Genomic DNA, 23079 nt, shown 5'->3' with positions numbered 1-23079 from the left:
CACGGTACGACAGGAACCGGAGGCGGCCTCTCAGAGCACGATCTGCCGGTTGACGTCCTTGTAGAGGAGGTACCGGAAGTTCGACGGTCCGCCGGCGTAGCAGGCCTGCGGGCAGAAGGCGCGCAGGGACATGTAGTCGCCCTCCTGGACCTCCACCCAGTCCTCGTTGAGCCGATAGACGGCCTTGCCCTCCAGGACGTACAGGCCGTGTTCCATCACGTGGGTCTCGGCGAAGGGGATAGACGCGCCGGGCTCGAAGGTCACGATGTTGACGTGCATGTCGTAGGCGAGGTCCTGGGGGTCGAGCATTCGCGTTGTGCGCCAGGCGCCGTCGGTGTCGGGCATCGGGGAGGGCTCGATGTCGCGCTCGTTGCCGAACTTCGGGGCCGGCTCGTGACCCGCGATGGGCTCGTAACGCTTACGAATCCAGTGGAAGGAGACGGGGACGTCGCCGCGGTTGTGTGCCGACCACGGTGTGCCCGCGGGCAGGTAGCCGAAGCCACCGTCGGACAGGACGTGCTCCTGGCCCGCGATGGTCACGGTCAGCGATCCGGCGGTGACGAAGACGAAACCCTCGACTTCTGACTGGGGTTCGGGCGCAGCCGATCCGCCGCCCGGGGCGACCTCGACGATGGTCTGGGCGAAGGTCTGCGCGCCGCCGGGTACCGGGCGGTTGAGTACCCAGGCGCGGGTGTCGGTCCACTCCGGGAAGACCGAGGTGACGATGTCGCGGAGCACGCCGCGCGGGATCACCGTGTACGCCTCGGTGACGACCGCGCGGTCGCTCAGCAGGTCGGTCTGCGGCGGGAGTCCACCGGCGGGGGTGTAGTACGGCGTCGCGTTCATCGGGTTGTCCTCTGTGAGTGGGGGAGTGCGAAGTCGCGCACCTTCTCGATGGGCAGATCGGTCGCGGTCTCGACCTCGTCGACGGTCAGAGCGCCGCACACCTCGCCGCGTCGGATGAAGCCGGCGAGTGCGCGGGCCGTCGCCGGTTCGTCGAGCACCGACGACTCGAGCTTGTGCGCGTAGTTGCGCAGACGCACTGCGGCGGAATCGAATCCGTCGCGATAGAAGGCGTATGTGGCCAGGAAGCGGGTGACGAGCTGCGCGGGGTGGAGGTCCCACCCCTGATAGAAGCCGCGTTCGAGGTGGCGCCGGACCAGTCGCGCGTGCAACGCCCAGCCGGCTTCGACGGCCTCGGCGTCTCCGACGGGGAGAATGTTCGTCGACCCGTCCGACAACCGCACACCGGTGCCGGCCGCGGCGAGTTGCATCACGGCCTTCGCGTGGTCGGCGACGGGATGTTCCATCGACTGATACGCCGCGGCGATGCCGAGGGACGCCGAATAGTCGTAGGTTCCGTAGTGCAGTGCGGTCACCCGGCCCTCGCCGGCCTGGATCATCGCCGCCACGGCCGCGGTGCCGTCGGCACCCATCACCGACTGCGGCGTCTCCACCTGGATCTCGAAACCGATACGGCCGTCGGCGAATCCGTGGACCCGCTCGAGTTCCCGGGCGACCGTGACCATCGCGAGCACCTGATCGGTCGAGGTGACCTTGGGCAGGGTGAGGGTCAACCCCGCCGGGAGTTCGCCGGTGTCCGCGAGACCGGAGACGAACAGGTCGAGGGTGCGCAGGCCGCGGGCGCGCACGTCGGTCTCGAAACACTTGAAGCGGATGCCGAGGAACGGCGGTGAGGCGTCGCCGGCCGCCCGGATCGCGGCGACGGCGGCGCTGACGTGCGCGTCCTCCTCGTCATCGGCGCGGACACCGTAACCGTCCTCGAAGTCGATGCGCAGATCCTCGATGGGCTCGGTGCGTAGCTTGTTCTCGACGAGATCTGCGAGGGCGGTGGCCGCCGAGTCGGTCCGGGCGACGGTCGAGCGGGCGATCGCGGCGAGACCGCCGTGGTCGGCAGCCGCCTCGAGAGCCGCGCGTCCCCACGCCTGGGGGAGATCCGCGGAGTACCGGTCGGCGGGGACATAGACCGTGTGGACCGGCTGCCGGCTCCCGTCGTCACCCGGATACCGATCGGACAGGACCGCGTCCGACGTTGCGAGGGCGGCCTCGATCTCGGCGAGGAAGGCCGCGCCGAGGCGACCGGGTTGCACGCTCACGGGCGCCCCTTCATGTCGAATCAATGGAAATCAAATTCCGCAGAGCGGAGTTTACTCCAGAACTGCCGGATGCGGCCACCCATGTGAGCTGACGGACCGGATTGTGGTTTCACATCATGGAACGTAGCGTGATGTCGGACTGTGGAGGTGGTGATGGCGGGGAACTCCGGCGGTGTGCAATCCGTCGAGCGCGCATTCGAACTGCTCGAGCTCATCGGCCGCGCCGGCGGCGAGTGCTCACTGAGCCATCTGTCGGCGGAGTCCCCGCTGCCGCCCCCGACCATCCACCGGCTGCTGCGGACACTCGTGGGAATCGGCTATGTCCGGCAGCTCCCGAACCGGTCGTACGCCCTGGGGCCCCGGCTCATCCGACTCGGCGAGGTGGCCAACCGGCAGCTCGGCGCGGTCGCCGCACCCGTCCTCGCCTCCCTGGTCGGCGAACTCAGCGAGACCGCCAGTCTCGCCGTCCTCGACGGCGACATGGTCATCTACGTGGCCCAGGTTCCGTCCCCGCACAGCATGCGCACCAACAACGAGGTCGGCCGTCGGGTCACGATGCACAACACCGCGGTCGGCAAGGCCGTGCTCGCCGAACTCGACGATGCACGCATCCTCAAACACGTCACGCAGGCCGGGCTCACCCCCGCCACCCAGTGGAGCGTCACGTCGCTGTCGGGTGTGTTCGCGGCCGTCGAGCAGGTACGGGCGAGCGGGGTCGCCACCGACGAACAGGAACACGAGGTCGGCGTCTGCGGGATGGCGGTCGCCGTCCCCGGTGCGCCCACGCCCATGGCGGTCGGGATCTCCGGGCCGGTCGCCCGATTCGACGACGGGCTCCGGGCCCGCGCGGTCGGGGCGCTCCGCACGGCCGCGGAGACCGTGTCCGAGGCGCTGATCGGATCGCGCGAGTCCTAGGGGCGAGGCGGCTAGATGGTCAGTTTCGTGGGCGTCGTGCGGTTGGCGCCGTCGCCGCTGGAACCATCGCCGACCTGACCGTCGTTGTTGAATCCCCAGCAGTACACCGACGCGGCCGCCATCGCGCACGACGTCCCGTTGCCGGTCGAGATCGAGGTGACGTCGGTCAGCGTCGAGACCTCGCGGGGGATCTTCACCGACCCGCCGGACGAGCCGAGCTGGCTGCGGTCGTCGTCTCCCCAGCAGAAGGCCCGGTCGTCGGAGACCGCGCAGGTGGTGCCCCAGTCGGTGGAGATGGCGGAGACGCCGCTCAGATTGCCGACCTGAACGGGGGCCTGGCGGGTCTCGGTGGTGCCGTCGCCGATCTGGCCGTAGGCGTTCGAACCCCAGCACCACGCGTCGCCACCGGCGACCGCACAGGTCGTCTGGAAGTACGTGCTGGTGTTCGTGTTCGGATCGTCGTCGTCGGATGCCTCGTGATAGCCGCCGACGGTGATGTCGGTGACATCGGTCAGCGAGCCGACCTTCACCGGTGCCGAGCGCGCCGTCGTGCTGCCGTCGCCGATCTGCCCGTTGTCATTGGCGCCCCAGCAGAACGCCGAGCCGTCCGACACCGCGCAGGTGGTGCCGTAGGCGGTGGTGATGTCGGTGACCACGCCGAGCCCGGGGATCTTCGTCGGTGCCGAGACCGGGTCGGTGCCACCGCCGGTGCCGAGCTGGCCGTATTCGTTGTTGCCCCAGCAGTAGGCGTCGGTGCCGGCGACCGCGCAGGTGGTGCCCCAGCCGGTGGAGATCGCCTTGACGTCGGAGATGGCGCCGACCTTGGTCGCGGAGTCCACCGTCGAACCGCTGGAACCGTTGCCGACTTCGCCGTAATGGTTGTTGCCCCAACAGAATGCGTCGCCGGCGGCGATGGCGCAGGCCGTCGAGACGTAGGCGTTCTCGCCGGTGAGGTAGCCGCCGGTGGTGACCGCGGTCGCGTTGGCGACCCCGGTCACCGCCACCGGTCGGGTGTGCGGCGTCGTGGAACCGTCGCCGAGCTGACCGGAGTCGTTGTCGCCCCAGCAGTGCACGCTGCCGTTGACCACGGCGCAGCTGCTGCCGAAGTTCGTGCTCACCACCGGCTGCGCGACGGTCGCCTTCTCCGGGTCGGCGACGGTGCTGCCCAGGACGGCGAGTCCCACGACGGCGGCGACCACCAGCAGCAGCACGGCGCCGAGGACGCCGGCGACGATGAGGCCGGTCCGCTTCTTCTTTTTCGGCGGGACCGGCGGCAGACCCGGGTAGCCGACCTGGGGATGCCCGGGCTGCGCGTGCGGGCCCGAGAGGTGAGGGGCCGAGGAGTACATCGGCTGGGGACCCGACGGCTTGTTCATCAGCGGCTGCGGGCCCGACGGCCCGGTCATGGTCGGCTGCGGCGGCGGGGTGTACTGGCCATGGGGTGGGCCGAACTGCTGCTGGGGTCCCGAGGGGTGACCCGTGGACGGGCCGCCGGTGCCACCGCCGACGAGGGTGGGCGGCGGAACCGAACCCGCGATCATCGTGTTTCCCTGTGCGGCAGGGGATTCGAGCGCCGACTTCAAGGCGGCCGCGAAACTGCGGCAGTCGGGATAGCGGGATGCGGGATTCTTCGACAGGGCGCGCTGGAACACCGGGTCGAGGTGCGCGAGGTCGCCGCGCAGCTGGCCGATGTGGGGGACCGGGCGCTGGATGTGGCCCAGCATCACCGACGGTTCGGACTGTCCGACGAAGGGCGGCTGCCCCGCGAGCATCGCGTAGGCCGTGCAGGCCAGCGAGTACTGGTCCGACCGGGCCGTGGCGTCGGCGCCCTCGAGTGTCTCCGGGGCCGAGAAGGCGACCGTCCCGATGAACGAATGGGTGCCGGTCAGGTTGGCCGAACCGGCGAGCTTGGCGATGCCGAAGTCGAGCACGAGGGCGCGTTCGACGGCGTTCGTCGCCGGGTCGCGCGTGACGAGGATGTTGGCGGGCTTGATGTCCCGGTGCACCACGTGGTGGCGGTGCGCGTAGTCGAGGGCGTCGGCCACCTGTCCGACGACCGTCGACACCTCCGCCGGCGTCAGACGTTCCTCGGTGAGATCCTTGCCCTCGACGTAACTCATCGAGAACCAGGGCGAACCGTCCTCGATGCCGTACTGGTGGATGGTGATGATGCTGCGATGGTCGAGCTTCGCGGTGGTGCGGGCCTCGTTGGTGAAGCGCTGGTTGAACCCGGGCTGGGCACTGACCGCCGTGGAGATGACCTTCAGGGCCTCTCGCCGCTCGAGTTGCAGGTTCTCGACGAGGTACACCTCGCCCATACCGCCCGCGCCGAGCTGGGAGACCACGCGATAACCGGCGATGTGGGTGCCGGGACTCAACGGCACGGCGTCACCTCTTTCTGGCTTGGCGGGAGAGCGGCTGCCAAATGGCTGCTCTCGCAGACGTATGCAGGGACGATACCGAACCGGGAAAGGTCCGGGGCACCCTTCAACCGGATGACGGAGCCGACGCTAGAACGTGACCTGAGTGGGGGTCAGACGGTCGTCGGTGCCCCCGACGCCGAGCTGTCCGGTGGCGTTGAAACCCCAGCACCACAGGTATGACGACGCGAGCGCGCACGTGGTTCGTTCGCCGGTGGACACCGCGCCGACATCGGACAATCCGTTCACCCGGGTGGGCGCCGGCCGGTCGGTCAGGGTGCCGTCGCCGACCGAGCCCCAGGCATTGGCGCCCCAGCAGTACGCGATCCCGGCCGCGAGTGCGCAGGTGGTGTTCGACGTGCCGGTGCTGATGGCCTCGACTCCGTCCAGGCCGGACACCGGCGTCGCCGTGCGTCGGCCGTAGGTGGTGCCGTCGCCGAGTTGGCCGAACGCGTTGTCGCCCCAGCAATATGCACTCGCCCCGGCGATCGCGCAGGCGGTCGCGGCGCCCGCGGAGACCGACGTCGCGCCGTCCAGGTCGGCGACCCGGGTCGGGCGGGCCCGGTTGGTGGTCGTGCCGTCGCCGACCTGTCCGTTGTCGTTGAGGCCCCAGCAGTAGGCGTCGCCGGCTGCGACGGCACACGTGAAGTTCACACCGACGCTGATGGCGGTCACGTCGTCGAGCCCGGCGACCCGGACCGGCCGGTACTGATTCGCGGTCGAACCGTCACCGAGCTGGTCGAAGTCGTTGGTGCCCCAGCAGTACGCCGAGCCCGCCGAGATCGCGCACGTGGCCCAGTTGGCGGTCGAGACGGCGGTGACATCGGCGAGACCGGCGACCCGGGTCGGCGTCAGCCGCGCGTCGGTCGTGCCGTCGCCGATCTGCCCGTAGTCGTTGTTTCCCCAGCAGTACGCGAGTCGCTCGGCGATCGCACAGCTGTTGGGTCCGCCGGTGCTGATCGCGGTGACGCCGCTGAGATCGGCGACCGGCGTGGGCGTCTGGCGGGTGTCGGTCGTGCCGTCGCCGAGTTGGCCGGCCGCGTTGTCGCCCCAGCAATAGGCGGTTCCGTGCCGGATCGAACACGTGGCCCCGAGTCCGGCGCTGAGCTGGGCGCCGGCATCGGCCGCCGCGATCGGCGACGACGGGGCGTCGGACGCGTCCCCGCCATCGCCGCCGCCGAGGGTGAGGACCCCGATCGCGACGACGACGGCCAGCACCGCGACCACGGCGACCGCGGCGAGGGCGAGCGGCCACCGTCGCCGGTGGGAGGGCGTCGGGGGCGCGGGGGATGGGGCGACCCACGGTGGGGTCGGTTTCGCCGGTGGAGGCGGGGTGATGACCTGGGTCGTAGCCACGGGCGCGGGTGGCCGGTTGTCGGAGTGGGTTCGCCCCAGCGCCGCGCGCAGATCCGCGGCGAACGCACCGCAGGTGGGGTAGCGGTCGAGGGGGCCGCGCGCGAGCGCACGGTCGAAGACGGGATCGAGGGCGGCGAGCTCGGGGCGGTAGGTGCTGATCGGCGCCGGGCGTGTCGTGAGCTTGGCGACGATGTGACGGGTCTGCGTGTCGGCATCGAACGGGGTTGCGCCGGAGAGCAATTCGTAGGCGGTACAGGCCAGCGCGTACTGATCCGATGCGGGGCCCGCGGGTTTGCCGTCGAGGATCTCCGGCGCGGCGTAGACGAGGGTGCCCACGAACGACGACGGCGCCGTCAGGGTGCTCGCGGTGGTGAGCTTCGCGATCCCGAAGTCGAGCACGACGACGCGGTCGAGGGCGTCGTTAATCGCGCGGCGAGTGACCATGATGTTGCCCGGTTTGATGTCGCGGTGGATCACGCCGTGCTCGTGTGCGTAGTCGAGGGCGTCGGCGACCCGGGAGGCGACGGCCACCACCTCGTCCGGGCGGAGCGAGGCGCGTCGGAGGTCACGGCCGTCGAGGTAGGCCATCGTGAACCAGGGGTCGCCGTCGGCGACGCCGTAGTGGTAGATCGTGACGATCGACGGATGGTCGAGGGCGGCCGCGGTCTGTGCCTCGCGACTGAACCGGCGCGCGAACTCCTCGTCGACGGTCTCGGCGATCGAGATCACCTTGAGGGCCTCGCGCCGACGAAGTTGCGGATTCTCGACCAGGTAGACGGTGCCCATTCCGCCGCTCCCCAGCCGCGTGATCACCCGGTAGCCGGCGACCTGGACCGGTTGGGCGACCATGGGCGCCTCCTGGGGCGTGACCTGTGTTGCGACGACCATAGCCCCGGCACGGGACTTCCGCCCCGGACACGGGTCTTGTTCATTCGAACGGCATGGCACAATGCACGACGTGGCAAACAAATCTGGCGCTGAAACACCCTCCTCCGGCGAAGCGGGGGCCGGCACCGGCAAGGTCGTCGAATCTGCCAAGGGCAAGAAGCACTACGTCGACAACGGCTGGCCGCAGGACGAGAACGGCGATGCCGCCGAGCACGCGGTCTCCGAACTCGCGACCCACATCTCGGGTGCGTTGTCGCCGTTCGGCGACACCGAGTTCCCGCTTCCGGTCGACGACCTGCCGTTCGTGCAGTCGAAGACCATCGTCAACCGCTGACGTCGATGCCGCCCACCGGGACTGACGAAGGTGGGTCGGACGCCCGGGACACCGGGCCGGCCGGCGGCTCCCGGTTGAGTCATCTGGACGAGTCCGGAACGGCCCGCATGGTCGACGTCGGCGCCAAGCCGACGACGAAGCGTCGCGCCGTCGCCGCCGGCACGTTCCACACCACCGCCGAGGTGATCGGTCTCCTCAGCGAGTCGCGGCTGCCCAAAGGAGATGTGCTGGCCACGGCGCGCATCGCCGGGATCATGGCGGCCAAACGCACCGACGAGCTGATCCCGCTGTGCCATCAGCTGGCGTTGTCGTCGGTGGAGGTCGACTTCGCGATCGGCGCCGACACGATCGAGGTCACCGCGACCGTGGCGACCTCCGGCCAGACGGGTGTGGAGATGGAGGCGTTGACAGCGGTCGCAGTCGCCGGGCTGACACTCCACGACATGGTCAAGGCCGTCGACCGACGGGCGCAGATGGACGGCATCCGCCTGCTCGCCAAGACCGGCGGCAAATCCGGCGACTGGTACCGCGAACCGTCTGACCCGGCTCATGACTGACCAGAGAACTCCTCGCGTGGCGCGCGTCGTCGTCGCGTCGAACCGCGCCAGCAGCGGTGTCTACGAAGACCGGTCCGGACCGATCATCGAGGCCTGGCTGGTCGAGCAGGGCTTCACCGTCGACGAGTGCGACGTCGTCGCCGACGGCCCGCCGGTCGGCGAGGCCCTCCGCGCCGCGATCTACGCCGAGGTCGACCTCGTCATCACCACGGGCGGAACGGGTTTGACGCCCACGGACCGGACTCCGGAGCAGACCCGCCCGCTCCTCGACGTCGAGATCCCGGGTCTGGCCGACGCCATCCGGTCGGCCGGGCTGCCGACGGTGCCCACCGCGGTCCTCTCACGCGGACTCGCCGGAATCGCCGGGACGACCCTCGTCGTGAACCTGCCCGGTTCGACCGGCGGGGTCCGCGACGGGCTCGGCGTCCTCGCCGGCGTCGTCCACCACGCGCTCGATCAGATCCGCGGAGGCGACCACCGATGACCCGAGAGGCCGGCTCGCACGTGGTGCACACCGCGGTCGTCGACGAGCCGATCACGCTGGCCGACCACGAGGCGATGGTCATCGACGCCGCCGAAGGTAAAGCCGGTGCGGTGGTCGGGTTCGTGGGCGCGGTCCGCGACCACGACGGCGGCCGCACCGTGACCGCGCTGCATTACTCGGGGCATCCCACGGCGACGAAGGTCCTGGCCGAGGTCGTCGCGGAGGTCTCCGCGGTCCACGGGGTGCGCGCGGTCGCGGTGTCCCACCGGGTCGGCGACCTCGTCATCGGCGACATCGCGTTCGTGGTCGCGGTGGCGGCCGACCATCGTCGGGCGGCGTTCGAGACCTGCTCGCGCCTCGTCGACGAGGTCAAGGCCCGCCTGCCAGTCTGGAAACACCAGTTCTTCGACGACGGCACCGACGAATGGGTCAACTCGGCCTGACCCCGCCCCCCGCTGGTTGAGCTGACCCCCGCTGGTTGAGCTGACCCCCCGCTGGTTGAGCTGACCCCCGCTGGTTGAGCTTGTCGAAACCAATGGAAAAGGGCCCCGCACGGATGGTCCATCGTGCGGGGCCCTTCGTCTGGGTCCCAGATCAGGCGTCGAGCGGCGATCAGGGGTTGGGCAGCAGGTGCTTGTTGTCGTTGAACAGCTTGATCTGGTCCTGGTTCAGCGTGACGCCGCTGTCCTTGGCCGCCTGCCAGAGGTTCTTGATCTCGGGGCTGACGCCGGCCTCGGTGAGGGCGTCGGTGACCTGGTTGGCGACGTCCTCGGTGGTCTTCGCCAGGTCGACGCTGCCGTTGCCGCCGGGGAGCACCGGGGCGATCTCACGCGGGGTGTCGGTCGGCGCGCTGCGCGGGGTCGAGCCCGACAGGCCGGTGCCACAGGTGGGCCAGGCACCCTTGCCCTGCGAACCGAGCACACGCTCGGCGACGACGATCTGCTCCTCGCGCGAGGCCTGATCGGCGGTTGGGGCGAACTCGCCGCCGCCGTGGCCGGTCCAGGTGCTCGGGGAGAACTGCAGGCCGCCGTGGTAGCCGTTGCCGGTCGCGATGGCCCAGTTGCCACCGGATTCGCACTGCGCGACCTGGTTCCACTCGGCGTCGGTGGCCGCATTGGCGGTACCGGTGCCCAGGAGGGCTGCTCCGCCGCCGAGGACCGCGCCGGTGAGGGCGACCTTGGTGATGGTCTTGGCGGCCGTGCTGGTCGTCTGCTTGCGATGACGTCCGGACATGTCTGTGTTTCCTCTCTCCACGCGCCTACGAAGTCAGCTGTCGGGTTCGAGCGAGAGGTGCTCGGTCCCGGGTCGTCGTGGTGGTCGCCGCGACTTCCGGGACTTAACCCCGAGGACACCTGGTGTGGTGCCCGGTCTCAGGGGATGAGGTTGGGTCCCCCGTCCTCGTTCCTAGATTGCTTGTCGTTCCCACCGGCGGAACGAGGCTCGGCGCGGCCGGTGGGACGTTATGTCTTGGTTGCTGTGTCGTGACCTCCGAGGAGGACGCTTCGAACAGTACGTCGTTCGTTGGACTGAATCACCTGCTTGGACGCAAGCGATTTTCGGCCCGGATCCGGGTCTTCCGACCCACTTCGGCCGTCATCCCAGTTCAACGGGTTAGTGGCCGTCCCGTGCCCATCCTGTTACCGCGCCGTGATGTGACTAAGGTCACAGGCCGGGTGTGGCGTCAGCCACCGGCAAACGGGGGGAGGACGTCGAGTGTCGTGCACGTGCCGAGCGCACGCGTCCGATCGGAGAACGCGATCTCGTCGCGCAGATACGAGCAGCGTTCGAGAACCGTGGCGAGGGAGGGGTTTCCGGCGGCGAGGATGCCCTCGAGGGCGCCGAGCGGGGTCGACGGGTCGACGTCGATCACCTTCTCCTCGGCACCGGCCGCGGCGCGCGCGGCCGCGAAGAAACGAACTGTGAGCTGCATCGGACGCGAGCCTAGCCGCCGATCGCCGACATCGGCCGATCCGGTTGGGTGAAGCCCGCCGCGTTCACTTCGTGGCCCGCCGCTTTCGCCCACATGTTCGCGCGCCACAGGCGCGCGAGGGCGGCGTCGATCTCGTCGTCGGGGAGGGTGCGCAACGCGTGCCGCACGTCGGTTTCCGACGTCGCGAACAGGCAGTTGCGCAGTGATCCGTCCGCGGTGAGCCGGGTGCGGTCGCAGTCCCCGCAGAACGGCCGGGTGACCGACGCGATCACCCCGACGCGTGCCGGGCCGTGCGCGCCGCGGTGGCCGTCGACGAGCCACGTGGCGGCGGGCGCGCTCCCACGTGGCGCAGGGTCGGGCAGCAGGGTGAACCGCTTCCGCAGGGTCGCGAGGATCTCCTGTGCGGTCACCATCTGTGCTCGCTGCCACGCATGGTCGGCGTCGAGTGGCATCTGTTCGATGATGCGCAGCTCGTAACCGTGCTCGAGACAGTAGGCGAGCAGGTCGGGGACTCCGGGCAGGTCGCTGCGGTCGGGTACCACGGCGTTGACCTTGACCGGGTCGAGCCCGGCGCGGCGGGCCGCCGCCAGGCCGTCGAGCACATCGGACAGACGGTCCCGGCGCGTGATCTCGGCGAAGCGGGCCGGGTCGATGGTGTCCAGCGAGATGTTGATACGGCCGAGGCCGGCGTCGACCAGACCGCCGACCCGCCGGGTCAGTCCGAGTCCGTTCGTCGTCATCGCGATCTCGGGCGACTGCGGGAGGCCCGCGACGGCGGCGATGACGTCCTCGAGGTCGCGGCGCAGCAGTGGTTCGCCGCCGGTGAATCGGATGCGCTCGATTCCCAGGTGGCGCACTGCGACGGTGAGCACCCGGATCAGTTCGTCGGTGGACAGCACCTGGTCGGTGGGCATCCAGTCGAGACCCTCGGCCGGCATGCAGTACGAGCACCGCAGATTGCAGCGGTCGGTGACCGAGACCCGGAGATCCTTCGCGACCCGACCGAAGGTGTCGAGCAACGGCCCGTCGGTGGGCGCGTCGGAGGTCGCTGCTTCCCGCGGGGAGCGGGGCAGCGGCAGTCCGAGGCCGACCGTGCTCATGGTGCTGGGCGACTCACTTCCGGGTCGGGTCCGTGCGCGCCTCCAGGGCGCGGAAGGTGCTGGCGTGGAAGACCAGGGGCTCGATGTCGGGATCGGCGCGCAAGGTCTCGATCTCCAGCAACACGACGGTGTGGTCGCCGGCCTGGATCTCGTTGTGGATCGTGCACGACAGGTGGGCGGCCGCGTCGGGCACGAAGACCGCCCCGCGATCGGTGCTCAGCGGCGTGATGCCGTCGAACCGGTGCTCCGACGACCCGGCGAGCTGCTTGCAGAGTTCGATCTGGTCGCCGGCGAACACGCTGACCCCGATGGCCGGTGCGGTACGGATCCGCGGCCAGGTCGTCGAGGTGTTCTGGACGCAGACCGAGACGAGCGGCGGGTCGAGCGACACGGTGGTGAACGAGCTCGCGGCCATTCCGATCAGCGTGGTCGAATCCCCGTCACGCTGTTCGCAACACACCGCCACGACGCCCGACGGGAAACAGCTGTACGCGTCACGCAGCGCCCGCCCGTCGGAGACGGGGGAGAGATCGGGGGTGGTGTCGATGGTTGTGGTCACGGTCCTCACCTGGCTCGGCGTCCGGCACGGAGTGCGTACACCAGGCCCAGGACGAAGCCCAGCGGTGCGCACATGGTCAGCAGATAGACGGCGGTCGGCGCGGTGTCGCCGCCGGTCACCAACGGTGTCAGGAACAACGCCACGATCGCCAGAATTCCGATCATGAACACGACCCCGGCAGCCTGTAGCAACCGCGGGGAGGATGTCTTCTGCATACCCGCCACGGTAGTGCAACGCGCGCCGGTGCGACGCCGCGCGATCCGTGCCCGCCGGGTAATGGTGTGACCGCGCGGTGGGGCGTTGGCTAGGATGGTCCGAAGCAGGCGCCTTGCATCCGTCTGGGCTCGCACGGTCTTCCACCGTCCGGGCCGCGAGATGGGTGACGGCGTCTTTTGTCGTGACGGGTCGTTTTTCGACAGATCTAGAACAGATGAGGGTGAGCACAGTGCCGACCGGCAAGGTGAAGTGGTACGACGCGGACAAAGGCTTCGGCTTCCTCTCCCAGGAGAGCGGTGAGGACGTCTACGTCCGTTCGGCAGCGTTGCCCGACGGAGTCGAGGCGCTCAAGCCGGGCCAGCGCGTCGAGTTCGGCATGGCCGCCGGTCGTCGCGGCCCGCAGGCGTTGAGCGTGAAGGTGCTCGAACCGGCACCCAGCGTCTCCAAGAACGTGCGCGAAGCCGCCCGCAAGGACGTGAAGCGGCACACCCCCGACGAACTGCACGGGATGGTCGCCGACCTCATCACCCTGCTCGAGGGCAAGGTCCAGCCGGACCTGCGCAAGGGGCGTTACCCCGACCGTAAGACCGCACAGCGGATCTCCGAAGTCGTGCGTGCCGTCGCGCGGGAGCTCGACTCCTAGGGCCGACTACGCGGCGGGCGCGGTCTGAACCGCGAGCTCGCCGCGCGGCAGGACGTCGTCGGCGGGGGTTAGCCGCGCCGACGCCGAGATCACGGTGAACCCGACCAGCACCCGGTCCGGTTCCGACCGGAGCGTCAGGGTGAAGGTGTCGTCCGCACCCTGCTGCTGCTCGTCCTCGACGATCCCGCGCGGAGTCCGATAGACCGCCGCGAGGTTCCACGGACCCTGCGCGATCTCGCTCGAGACCGTCAGCATGATCGTCGAACCCACCGGCACCGGCACCGTCGCGGTCTCGTTCGGCGCGGTGATCTCGGGATCGCACGCGGTCAGCATCAAATCGCACCACCAGCGCGGGTCCACGGTGTGCAATTCGTCGCCGACCGCGACGTGCAGGTAGGGCTGATCGTCGTGCGCCGCGTTGCGGGTCAGCAGGAACACCGACGTCCCCACCACCGCGACGAACAGCACGACGACGATCGCGATGATCGACAGAGCCTTCTTCTCACCACTGCTGATCACTGACGACGTTGTCCTGTCTGGTTGGGCGGCGGGTGATCGCCGGGGCTGTACGGGCGCTCACCCCGGGTTTCGAACGGGGCGGTCGACGGGGTCCGGGTGGGCATGCGGGCGGTCGAGGGCCGCGCGGCGTGCGGTCGGGTGTCGGCGTCCGCCGGACCGGTCCGGGTGGCCGATCGGGCTTCTGCCGCGCGGAAGGCGACGGTGGGCGCGGCGTGGTCGGGGCGTCGACCGCCCAGACCGGGGACCAGTGACTTGCCGCGGGTGGTCATCACCGTCTGCAGCAGCCCGAGGCCGAGCAGTACCGAGACGACCGTGAACCCGATCCACAGGGTCGGCGGCAGCAGCACCCCGAGCGAGGCGCCGAAGACCCACGACAGCTGCAGCACCGTCTCCGACCGGCCGAACGCCGAGGCGCGGGACTCGTCGGGCAGGTCGTCCTGGATGGACGAGTCGAGGCATACCTTCCCGATCGCGCTGGTGCCGGAGGCGACCAGGGCTGCCACGGCAGCCGCGGCGATGTTGCCGAAGATGGCGGCCAGGACCGCGACGACGAAGCAGGCGGCGGTCGCGCCGACGACGATGTCCGGCGGGTTCTTCAGCTCGAGGCGGGTGCCGACGCCGTTGCCGATCATGTTGCCGACGCCGGCGGCGGCGCCGACCGCGCCGAGGAGAAGCAGCTGGGTCCAGTCCGAGGCGTCGCCCTGCTGGGCCTTGGCGTAGAACGCCACGAACAGCGTCAGGAAGCCGGTCAGGATGCGGATCGTGCCGTTGCCCCACAACCCGGCGACGACCTTGCGTCCGAGTGGCTGGCGCATCTTCGCCGCGAGCATCTTCGCGCCGTCGCGAGCGCTCGTCGGCTGCTCGGAGTCGCCGGGAGCCGACCGCGCGGGCTCGCCGTGGTACGTGAGGGTCGTCGGGATCTCGCCCTCGGTGGACTCGACCCACGCCGGGATGCGCATGCACAGATAGGCGCCCGCGGCCGCGACGACGGCCAGCCACACCATGGCACCCGGCAGATGCAGCGGGAGCAGCTGGCCGAGGAGGAACTCGATGGCCGCGGCGACCGCGCCGCCCACGACCGTGCCCCCGATGAGGCCGAAAGTGGTCAGCCGTGAATTGACCCGGGGAAGGTCGATGGTCGGCGGCACCACACGCGGCGTGACGGCCGACTTGAGGACGCCGAACGATTTGGACAGCACCAGCAGACCGAGGGCACACGGATAGAGCACCCATGGGTCGTATTCGAGCTGCTGGGTGATGTCGTTCCACTGGACGTTGGCCATGATGAGCAGGGCCAGGACGACGCGCAGGCCGAAGGTCGTGGCCATGGCGATGCGGCGGCCGCGCTGCAGTCGGTCGAGGAGCGGGCCGATGAGCGGAGCGATCAGGGCGAACGGCGCGATCGTCAGTGCCAGGTACAAGGCCACATTGGTCTTCGACTCACCGGTCGCGGCGGCGAAGAACAGCGTGTTCGCCAGCGCGACGGCCATCGCGGCGTCGGCGGCGAAGTTGGCGATCACCGGCAGCGTCAGCGCGGTCAGGCCCGACTGGTCGGCGCCGTCGGCGGTGGCCGCCCGGTGGATCTTGCCGATCCCCCTGCCGGTCAGCTCGCGACTCCGCATCGCCGCGACCCGCATCACCGTCAGCTTCTTGGGTGTACGGCTTCCACCGTTCTGGGGCCCGTGGTCGGTCGGCATCGCCCGGGTCGCCTCGTCGGCCGGCGGACGGGCGCGGTCGTCGAGCGGCGGGAGATGCGGATTGTGGGTCGGCGGGGGGAGGTAGGCGTTGCGGCCGGGACCCGGCCCGGACGGCGGCTCTCCCCATCCCGGCGCCGGTCGCCGGGTCCGCATCTGCCGCGTCTCGTCGGCCGGATAGTTCGTCGAACCGGGGTGCTGCGCGGCGCGTCGTGCGCGACCGTCGGGTTGCGGTTGCCGAGGGTGCTGGTCGGCGGGACCCCTGGGGGCCCCGCGCCCCTCGTCGTGTCGGGAACTCCGTGGGATCACGCAGACGATTGTTCCTCATCTCCGACCGTGGTCGCTTGAAGCGGGTCGGTTGTGTGGCACACGTCGGCGGTATTGCACACTGGAGCGGTGACTCAGGTTGGTGACGGCGAACGGCACGGTGACACCGAACGGCTGCTGGCAGCCGTCGACATCGCGCGTTCCGCGCTGCTCGATGAAGGTCAGCGGCCCGGAGCGCACCGGCGCAGTGTCGCCGAGGGCGACTGGGCCGCCGCGCACTACTTCGATGCCGAGCTCACGGGCTACCGGGGCTGGCAGTGGTGCGTCGTGCTGGCGGGTTCGCCAGGCAGCGACGAGATCACGCTCAGCGAGGTCGTGCTGCTTCCCGGTGACGGCTCGCTGCTCGCGCCGCCGTGGGTGCCGTGGTCGGAGCGGGTCGCGTCGGGCGATCTCGCACCGGGCGATCTGCTCGCCGCCGAACCCGACGACCCGCGTCTCGTGCCGAACCAGATCGACACCGGTGACGAGTTCCGATTCGAGTCCGAGTCCGTGGAACCCGACGACATCGGTCAGGTCGCGGGCGAGCTGGGGCTCGGCCGCAAGAGACTCCTGAGCCCGGAGGGACGCGCCGAGGCCGCGCAGCGCTGGTACGACGGCGACTTCGGTCCTGGCTCGGAGATGGCGCAGGCCGCGCCGTACTCGTGCTGTACCTGTGGTTTCTACGTCCCGCTCGCGGGTGCGCTGCGCGCCGGCTTCGGCGCCTGCACCAACGAACTGGCGGCCGACGGGCGCGTGGTGTCGGCCGAATACGGATGCGGTGCGCACTCGGACGTGCAGGGCCCCAAGGGGAACGGATCGCCCGCGTACGACGCCTACGACGACGGCGCGATCGAGGTCGTCGAGATCTCCCGGGACGCGGAACCGGCCCGGACCTGATCCGGCGCGAACCGACCGTGACCGACGATCCGTTCGGCACCGCGACATTGCGGTCGTCGACCCTGGATGCGTGGGCGGCGTCGCCGACCCGGTTGGCCGAGGACGCGGCCGCCGAAGCGGATCTGGTGACCGTCGGCTACCGGGATCGACTGCTGACCGAACTGGCCGCGAACGCCGCCGACGCGGCCGCGGCGGCCGGTGTCGCGGGGCGGCTGGCGGTCTGGGTGGACGGCACCGAGTTGCATGTCGCCAACACCGGCGCCCCGCTGACCGATGCGGGGGTGCGTTCACTCGCCGCGTTGCGGGTGTCGGCGAAGACCGCGGACGACTCGGGCGCCCGGCAGATCGGGCGGTTCGGGGTCGGCTTCACCGCCACCGCGACGGTCGCCGATCGCATCGAGATCCGTTCGCGCAGTGGGTCGGTGGTCTTCGACCGGGCGGACTCGATGGACGTCGCGCGAGCTGCCGGGATCTCCGTCGACGGGCCCGCGGACGTGCCGGTGCTGCGGCTGGTGTGGCCGACGGATCAGACGCCGAGCGATGGCTTCGACACCGAGGTGGTCCTGCACCTCCGCGAGGAACCCGGCCCGCTCCTCGACGCCATGCTCGGCCAGGCACCGGATCTGGTCGTCGAACTGACTGCGCTGCAACGGATCAGCGTCGGTGATGTCGAGGTGTGGGCCGAACGGTCGGCGGGGCCGGACGTCGACGACGATGCCGCGCGCTCGGTCGTGACGACGGTGTCCGTCGTCGGTGCGCCGGACGCGACCGGCCTGCCGTCGACGCGCCGATGGCTCGAGGTCGCCCGGGGCGGCACCCGCTGGCTCGTCGACGCCGACGGTGAGCCCGCGGCGGCCGGCGAGGTCCTGCGCGCCCCCACGCCCACCGACATCGAACTCAGCCTGCCGTGCCGGTGCATCACCGACCTGGCACTCACGCCAGATCGACGGCACCTCCATCCACGTGCCGAGATCGGCGATGCGGCAGCGGGTTACGTCGATCTCGTCCGGCTCGTCGAACCGGTGCGCAGGGTCGAACTGGTACCCGAACTGCATCTCGCGCGTAATCCCGACGACGCGCGCCTGATCGAGGCCGTTCGTCGCGAACTGCGGGATGTCGCGTGGCTTCCGGCGGCGGCCGGTGCCGACCTGGTGCCACCGCGCGGGGTGATGCTCGTGGGGCTGACCGATCGGCTCGCGGAGATCCTCGGCGACCTGTTCGGTGATCTGATCCACCCGGATCTGTCGCTGACACAACATCTCCCGACGCTGGGCCGGCTGGGTGTGTCGGAGCTCGGGCTCGCGGGGCTCGCCGAACGTCTCGTCGGCGTCGAACGTGAACCGTCGTGGTGGCACGACCTGTACGCCGCCCTTGCGCCCCTGGTGTCGACCGGCCGCGAGGTGGAAGAACTCGGCGCCCTGCCGATCCCGAGATCGGACGGACGGATGGCGATCGGGGTACGTGGACTCTTTGTCAGTGACCGGATCTCGACCCCCATGCGGTGGATCCCCACCGTGCATCCCGAGGCGCGCCACGAACTGCTGACCCGACTCGGCGTCGCGGATCTGACGGTCGCGCAGGCAGTCTCGGACCCGCTGTTGCGCAGCCTCGTCGAAGATGTCGACTTCGATTCGGCCGGCCCCGACGATGACCGGCTCGCCGTCGAGGTGTGTGCGGTGTTGCGAGCCGATCCGGAAGCACCGGTTCCCTCGTGGCTCTCGGCGCTCGCCCTCCCCGACGCCGACGGCGAGTTGCGGCCGGCCGACGAACTCCTGCTGCCGGGCAGCCCGCTGCTCGAGGTCTTGGTCGACGATCACCCGTTCGGTGTGGTCGACGCCGAGGTGGTCGCCGAGTGCGGCGTCGAGGAACTGCGGCGGATCGGCGTCGGCTGGGGTTTCGTGACCGTCGACGACGACCTGCCCGTCGCGCCCGAGCATGACCTGCCCGACGAGGAGGACTGGTGGGCCACCCTCCCGGACGCGCCCGAGAAGCTCAGTGCAGTACGGGATCTCGACTTGATCGAGGACCGGCGCTGGCCGGAGGCGTTGACCATGATGGCCACCGACGAACGGATCCGGCCGCTGCTCGCCGACCGGACGGGTTACACCGCGTGGTGGTTACGACGCCATGCGGAGATCGACGGTCTGCTGCTGGGGGAGTACCGGTCGCCGTCGGATGAGGTTCTCGAGAACATCATCGATCCCCTCGACCACCCGTATGCCGACGAGCTCGCCGGCACCCTCGCCCGGCTGGAACCCGACTCCGCCGACGACGCGACGCTGCTGCTGACCCGGCTGGGCGATCGGGAGCGTGAGATCAGTGCGGGCGCAACGGTGTCCGTGCATGCCGCCGTCGTCGCGGCGTGCCGGAGCGGCGTCGTCGATGCGCACGACGTCGAGGTGCCCGAGCGGGTGCGCACCCTCGCCGGCACAACCGCCGACCGCGCGGTGGTCGTCGACCGGCCGTGGTTCCTGCAGACGCTGGCCGACGACGAGGCGGTACTCGCCGGACCCACCGTGGTCTCGGCCGACGCCGACCTGCTGGGCACGCTGCTCGACCTGCCGCTCGCGAGCGAGGAGTATTCGGCGACGGTGTCCGCGCCGGGGGAGGCAGTCGGCTGGGCGCACCCCGCGGTGGTGCGCTTCGGGGCGTCGCGGGGGATCGAGATCCCGCACGGCGATGTCCGGCTACACGACGAACTGTGGATCGCGTTGCGCAGCAACGACGGCGGAGACGGCCCCGATGTCGCACGGGAAGTGCGGGTCGAATGGTGGGTCGACGACGCGGGTGTCACCCACCTCGAGCGTCCGGGCCGGCGTCGATCCCCGCGGTGAGGATCGACGCGAGCTGGCGGTAGGCGGCCGCGTCGTCGAGTCCGGTCGCGGCCCACACCTCGCGACGCTGGATCCGGGTCATCATGGATGAGGCGAGGTCGGCGGCGAACGCGGCGTCGACGTTGCGGAACTCGCCGGCCGACACCCCGTCGGCGATGAGCGCCTGGACCCGGGACGATGCCGCCGCGGTGTTGCGCTCGTACAGTGCGCGTGCCGGTTCGAACGCGTCGAGATCGCGCATGAACGCCTCCGAGGCCGGTGCGAGTGCCTCACCCACCGCCACCAGGTAGACGATGACCCGTTCGCGCGGACTCGACGACGCCGCGACCCGTGACTCGACCTGTTCGGTCGCGCTGCGGAAGAAATGCGTCACGGTGGCGGTGACCAGTTGTTCCTTGCTGGCGGCGAGGGTGTACAGCGTCGACTTCGAGCAACGGAGTTCGGCCGCGATGGAACCGATCGACAGGTGCGCGAACCCCTCGCGCAGGATCAGCTCGAGAAGGGCGTCGAACAGCGCGGCCCGTCGGCGGGTGGCGAAACCCTGGGTGGCCATGCGTGCTCCCTTCCGCTGTACGAACGCTGCCCGAAATAGTACTGTGCAGAAGACCTGAGTACTAGTTTCGTAACCCTGGAGGTCTGGAATGCCGGTCGATCGCCTGCTCCCCAACGACGAGGCGCGCGACCTGATCGCGCTGGTCCGCGACATCGCCGACAAGCGCATGGCGCCGATCGTCGATCAGCACGAGAAGGACCGTCGGTACCCGGACGGGTTGTTCGCCGAACTGGGTGAGGCGGGGTTGCTCGGGCTGCCCTACCCGACGGAGTGGGACGGCGGGGGCCAGCCGTACGAGGTCTACCTGCAGGTGCTCGAGGAGCTCGGCGCGCGCTGGGCTGCGGTCGCCGTGGCGGTCAGCGTGCACGGGCTGGCCTGCCATCCGCTGTTCAACTTCGGCACCGACGAACAGAAGCAGCAGTGGCTGCCGGACCTGTTGAACGGCAAGCTGATCGGTGCCTACAGCCTGAGCGAACCCCAGGCCGGCTCCGACGCCGCGGCGCTCGCGTGCCGCGCCGCACCGACCGACGGCGGTTACTCGATGACGGGCTCGAAGGCGTGGATCACGCACGGCGGCATCGCCGATGTGTACAACGTCTTCGCCCGCACCGGTGAGGGTTCCAAGGGGGTGTCCTGCTTCTTCGTCGCCCGGGACACCGAGGGGCTCAGCTTCGGCAAGCCGGAGGACAAGATGGGCCTGCACGCGGTCCCGACGACCGGCGCCACCTACGACGACGCGTTCGTCGAGGAGGGACGCCGGCTGGGGGCGGAGGGGCAGGGGCTGCAGATCGCCTTCTCCGCGCTTGATTCCGGACGCCTGGGCATCGCTGCGGTGGCCACCGGCCTGGCGCAGGCGGCGCTCGACGCCGCCGTCGACTACGCGCAGGAACGAGCCGCGTTCGGCCGCAAGATCATCGACCACCAGGGGCTGTCGTTCGTGCTCGCCGACATGGCCGCCGCGGTCGACTCGGCCCGCGCGACCTACCTCGACGCCGCTCGACGCCGCGATGCCGGCATCGACTACACGCGGGCGGCGGCGACCGCCAAACTGGTGGCCACCGACGCCGCGATGAAGGTCACCACCGATGCGGTCCAGGTGTTCGGCGGTTACGGCTACACCCGCGACTTCCCGGTCGAGCGCTACATGCGCGAAGCGAAGATCACCCAGATCTTCGAGGGCACCAACCAGATCCAGCGGTTGGTGATCGGTCGGTCGCTGGCGCGGTGAGTTCGCCGGCCGTCGGTGTTCAGCGCGGGTTGTAGTAGAACGCGCGGTCGTCGAGGCGCCGGAATCTCGGTCCGCCGAGTCTGATCATCAGCCGCAGGATGGCGGGGATGCGGGCGTAGACCGCCTCGCGGTCGGGACCGGTCAGCCCTTTCGCCATGAGCGGGCACGTCCGCAGGGTCTCGGCCAGACCGGAGCGCTTGCTCATCTTCTCCTCGAAGGCGTCCCAGTCCTGCGGCGTGAGGCGGCGCTGCACGATGGCGATCGCATCGGTCTCCTCATGGGCCAGGTGTCTGCCGAGGACCTCCTGGGCGCGTTGCAGCGCGTCCGCGAGGGTGGCCCGGGTCTGTTCGTCGGCGCGTTCGCTCATCCGCGCGAAGCCGGCCGCACACTCTTCGAGCAGCGGATCGATCTCGTCGTGCTCGTCCTCCATCGCCTGCAGGACCTCCGCCTCGGCGTTGTCGCACCGCTCGAGCAGCAGCGGCCACAGTTCCAGGTCCTCGCCGGTGTGGTGGTGGTGCAGCGCATGGGCGAACATCGCCCATCGACGGGAGAGCGCACGCCAGGTCCCCGCGTCGTCGACGGGGGTGGCCGGAACGGTGGCGGCGAAGTCGGCGAGGTCTCGCCGGAATCCGTGGTGCAGGACGTACATCATGAACGGGTCGAGCGGTCCGTCGGGCGCGGCCGCCTGGCCGGGGAGCCGGAGCTGGATCGGGTGAGCGGTGTGGGCGGGGTGGGCGGGGTGGGTCGTCATCGCGGGGGTCCTCATCGATACGTGGTCGGGCGGGTTCGAGGACCACAGTGGGCGGTGACGCTTGCGATGTGCTTGAGGGCGACTTGAGCGACGCCTGGATAGGGTGGCGGGATGTTCATCTCTCCGACGACGATCGACGAGAACATCCTGAACTGGGTGGTCGAGAACCGGTCGGAGCCGTGGGTCTCGATCGCCGAAGTGGTGACGGTGCTCGGCAACACGGTGACGATGTTGATGCTGACATGTGCGGTCGTGGTGACACTCGCCGTGACCCGGCACCGAGTCGACGCGGTCTTCGTCGGCGCCGGAGTGCTTTTCGGATACGGTCTGATGCAGGCACTCAAGTACTCGTTCGCGCGGGACCGGCCACCCGTCGAAGACCGTCTACTGAACATCGACACCTTCTCGTTCCCCTCCGGGCACGCGATGATGACGATGGTCGTGTTCGGGCTGTTCGCTGTCGCCGCGTTTCGCTGCTCGCCCTGGGTGCGGGCGCATCGCTGGATCCTCGTGATCGCCCCCGTGCTGTCGATCCTCGTCGGCCTCACCCGAATACAACTCGCCGTGCACTGGGCCACGGACGTCGTGGCCGGATGGTTGTTCGGGGCGATCTGGGTGGTGTTCTGTACCTGGATACTGCTCCGGTACGAATCACGCCGCAGCTCCGGTGGTCTCGCCGGGGTTCAGCAGTAGACCACGCCCAGCGCGGTATCCGGCCGGGGTTCACTGTGGAGTTGTCAAGGGACTGATGCGGTCCCGGGTGTGGCCCGGGTGCGGA

General features: G+C 69.9%; 23 protein-coding genes and 1 riboswitch. Of the genes, 10 read left to right on the top strand and 13 right to left on the bottom strand.

Going from position 1 to position 23079, the window contains the following annotated elements; translation table 11 throughout:
• Nucleotides 1–30: 30 nt before the first annotated feature.
• Together AS181_RS11085 and AS181_RS11080 are read right to left on the bottom strand one after the other, a co-directional pair.
• A complete protein-coding gene (locus AS181_RS11085) occupies nucleotides 31–846 on the bottom strand; it encodes a bifunctional allantoicase/(S)-ureidoglycine aminohydrolase (protein WP_058251637.1) in 816 nt (271 codons plus the stop codon).
• Complete coding sequence (locus tag AS181_RS11080) at nucleotides 843–2117, bottom strand: DUF6986 family protein (protein ID WP_058251636.1); 1275 nt, start codon at nucleotides 2115–2117, stop codon at nucleotides 843–845. The genes AS181_RS11085 and AS181_RS11080 overlap by 4 nt, the downstream gene beginning before the upstream one ends.
• 153 nt (nucleotides 2118–2270) lie before the next feature.
• Here AS181_RS11080 and AS181_RS11075 point away from each other — a divergent pair, with 153 nt between their 5' ends.
• Entirely contained in the window at nucleotides 2271–3032 is a 762-nt protein-coding gene (locus AS181_RS11075; protein WP_058251688.1) for an IclR family transcriptional regulator, read from the top strand.
• Between the two features lie 11 nt (nucleotides 3033–3043).
• Here the strand turns inward: AS181_RS11075 and AS181_RS11070 are convergent, their stop codons facing one another.
• Together AS181_RS11070 and AS181_RS11065 are read right to left on the bottom strand one after the other, a co-directional pair.
• Nucleotides 3044–5416: a protein kinase domain-containing protein gene (locus AS181_RS11070; RefSeq protein WP_058251635.1), complete on the bottom strand. Its 2373-nt coding sequence runs from the start codon at nucleotides 5414–5416 to the stop codon at nucleotides 3044–3046.
• Between the two features lie 126 nt (nucleotides 5417–5542).
• Nucleotides 5543–7657, bottom strand: a complete 2115-nt coding sequence (locus AS181_RS11065; protein ID WP_058251634.1) for an RCC1 domain-containing protein — start codon at nucleotides 7655–7657, stop codon at nucleotides 5543–5545.
• A gap of 100 nt (nucleotides 7658–7757) precedes the next feature.
• Between AS181_RS11065 and AS181_RS11060 the strand changes: the two genes are divergently transcribed.
• The 4 genes from AS181_RS11060 to AS181_RS11045 are packed head-to-tail and all read left to right on the top strand — an operon-like array spanning nucleotide 7758 to nucleotide 9514.
• The gene (locus tag AS181_RS11060) at nucleotides 7758–8030 is read left to right on the top strand and encodes a hypothetical protein (RefSeq protein WP_058251633.1); all 273 of its coding nucleotides are present in this window, start codon (nucleotides 7758–7760) and stop codon (nucleotides 8028–8030) included.
• A 5-nt stretch (nucleotides 8031–8035) separates the two neighbouring features.
• Nucleotides 8036–8587, top strand: coding sequence for a cyclic pyranopterin monophosphate synthase MoaC (gene moaC, locus AS181_RS11055; protein WP_058251632.1), 552 nt, complete (start codon nucleotides 8036–8038; stop codon nucleotides 8585–8587).
• Nucleotides 8580–9071 carry a MogA/MoaB family molybdenum cofactor biosynthesis protein gene (locus AS181_RS11050; RefSeq protein WP_058251631.1) on the top strand — a complete coding sequence of 164 codons (492 nt, stop codon included), beginning with the start codon at nucleotides 8580–8582 and terminating at the stop codon, nucleotides 9069–9071. The genes moaC and AS181_RS11050 overlap by 8 nt, the downstream gene beginning before the upstream one ends.
• Nucleotides 9068–9514, top strand: coding sequence for a molybdenum cofactor biosynthesis protein MoaE (locus AS181_RS11045; protein ID WP_058251630.1), 447 nt, complete (start codon nucleotides 9068–9070; stop codon nucleotides 9512–9514). Before AS181_RS11050 ends, AS181_RS11045 begins: the two co-directional genes overlap by 4 nt.
• 169 nt (nucleotides 9515–9683) lie before the next feature.
• On the opposite strand, the gene AS181_RS11040 is transcribed toward AS181_RS11045, so the two are convergent.
• The 5 genes from AS181_RS11040 to AS181_RS11020 all read right to left on the bottom strand — a co-directional run bounded on the left by AS181_RS11040 (nucleotide 9684) and on the right by AS181_RS11020 (nucleotide 12875).
• On the bottom strand, nucleotides 9684–10304 hold the full coding sequence (locus tag AS181_RS11040) for a transglycosylase family protein (protein ID WP_058251629.1): 621 nt from the start codon (nucleotides 10302–10304) through the stop codon (nucleotides 9684–9686).
• 6 nt (nucleotides 10305–10310) lie between these two features.
• Nucleotides 10311–10495, bottom strand: a riboswitch (cyclic di-AMP (ydaO/yuaA leader).
• 257 nt (nucleotides 10496–10752) lie between these two features.
• A complete protein-coding gene (locus AS181_RS11035; protein ID WP_058251628.1) occupies nucleotides 10753–11001 on the bottom strand; it encodes a hypothetical protein in 249 nt (82 codons plus the stop codon).
• Nucleotides 11002–11012: 11 nt separating this feature from the next.
• Nucleotides 11013–12101, bottom strand: a complete 1089-nt coding sequence (moaA, locus tag AS181_RS11030; protein WP_058251627.1) for a GTP 3',8-cyclase MoaA — start codon at nucleotides 12099–12101, stop codon at nucleotides 11013–11015.
• Between the two features lie 13 nt (nucleotides 12102–12114).
• On the bottom strand, nucleotides 12115–12660 hold the full coding sequence (locus AS181_RS11025) for a flavin reductase family protein (protein ID WP_058251687.1): 546 nt from the start codon (nucleotides 12658–12660) through the stop codon (nucleotides 12115–12117).
• Nucleotides 12661–12665: 5 nt separating this feature from the next.
• On the bottom strand, nucleotides 12666–12875 hold the full coding sequence (locus tag AS181_RS11020; RefSeq protein WP_058251626.1) for a hypothetical protein: 210 nt from the start codon (nucleotides 12873–12875) through the stop codon (nucleotides 12666–12668).
• Between the two features lie 230 nt (nucleotides 12876–13105).
• Between AS181_RS11020 and AS181_RS11015 the strand changes: the two genes are divergently transcribed.
• On the top strand, nucleotides 13106–13519 hold the full coding sequence (locus AS181_RS11015; protein WP_004020198.1) for a cold-shock protein: 414 nt from the start codon (nucleotides 13106–13108) through the stop codon (nucleotides 13517–13519).
• A 6-nt stretch (nucleotides 13520–13525) separates the two neighbouring features.
• Here the strand turns inward: AS181_RS11015 and AS181_RS11010 are convergent, their stop codons facing one another.
• Nucleotides 13526–14038: a DUF2771 family protein gene (locus tag AS181_RS11010; RefSeq protein ID WP_058251625.1), complete on the bottom strand. Its 513-nt coding sequence runs from the start codon at nucleotides 14036–14038 to the stop codon at nucleotides 13526–13528.
• Nucleotides 14035–16041, bottom strand: coding sequence for an MFS transporter (locus tag AS181_RS11005; protein ID WP_058251624.1), 2007 nt, complete (start codon nucleotides 16039–16041; stop codon nucleotides 14035–14037). The genes AS181_RS11010 and AS181_RS11005 overlap by 4 nt, the downstream gene beginning before the upstream one ends.
• Before the next feature lie 87 nt (nucleotides 16042–16128).
• On the opposite strand from AS181_RS11005, the gene AS181_RS11000 reads away from it, so the two are divergent.
• Entirely contained in the window at nucleotides 16129–16935 is an 807-nt protein-coding gene (locus AS181_RS11000) for a DUF3027 domain-containing protein (RefSeq protein WP_058251623.1), read from the top strand.
• Nucleotides 16936–16952: 17 nt separating this feature from the next.
• A complete protein-coding gene (locus AS181_RS10995) occupies nucleotides 16953–19769 on the top strand; it encodes a sacsin N-terminal ATP-binding-like domain-containing protein (protein WP_058251622.1) in 2817 nt (938 codons plus the stop codon).
• On the opposite strand, the gene AS181_RS10990 is transcribed toward AS181_RS10995, so the two are convergent.
• On the bottom strand, nucleotides 19726–20322 hold the full coding sequence (locus tag AS181_RS10990; protein WP_058251621.1) for a TetR/AcrR family transcriptional regulator: 597 nt from the start codon (nucleotides 20320–20322) through the stop codon (nucleotides 19726–19728). The two genes, AS181_RS10995 and AS181_RS10990, sit on opposite strands and share 44 nt — an antisense overlap.
• Before the next feature lie 88 nt (nucleotides 20323–20410).
• On the opposite strand from AS181_RS10990, the gene AS181_RS10985 reads away from it, so the two are divergent.
• Nucleotides 20411–21550: an acyl-CoA dehydrogenase family protein gene (locus tag AS181_RS10985; protein ID WP_058251620.1), complete on the top strand. Its 1140-nt coding sequence runs from the start codon at nucleotides 20411–20413 to the stop codon at nucleotides 21548–21550.
• A gap of 19 nt (nucleotides 21551–21569) precedes the next feature.
• Here AS181_RS10985 and AS181_RS10980 read toward each other — a convergent pair whose 3' ends face one another.
• Nucleotides 21570–22301, bottom strand: a complete 732-nt coding sequence (locus tag AS181_RS10980) for a hemerythrin domain-containing protein (protein ID WP_058251619.1) — start codon at nucleotides 22299–22301, stop codon at nucleotides 21570–21572.
• 111 nt (nucleotides 22302–22412) lie between these two features.
• Here AS181_RS10980 and AS181_RS10975 point away from each other — a divergent pair, with 111 nt between their 5' ends.
• The gene (locus AS181_RS10975) at nucleotides 22413–22994 is read left to right on the top strand and encodes a phosphatase PAP2 family protein (RefSeq protein WP_058251618.1); all 582 of its coding nucleotides are present in this window, start codon (nucleotides 22413–22415) and stop codon (nucleotides 22992–22994) included.
• The last annotated feature ends 85 nt before the right edge of the window (nucleotides 22995–23079 follow it).

This window comes from Gordonia sp. SGD-V-85, assembly GCF_001456905.1.
GTDB lineage: Bacteria > Actinomycetota > Actinomycetes > Mycobacteriales > Mycobacteriaceae > Gordonia > Gordonia hongkongensis.
The sequence above is the reverse complement of the archived record's forward strand: the minus strand, read 5'-3'. Positions and strand labels throughout refer to the sequence as shown.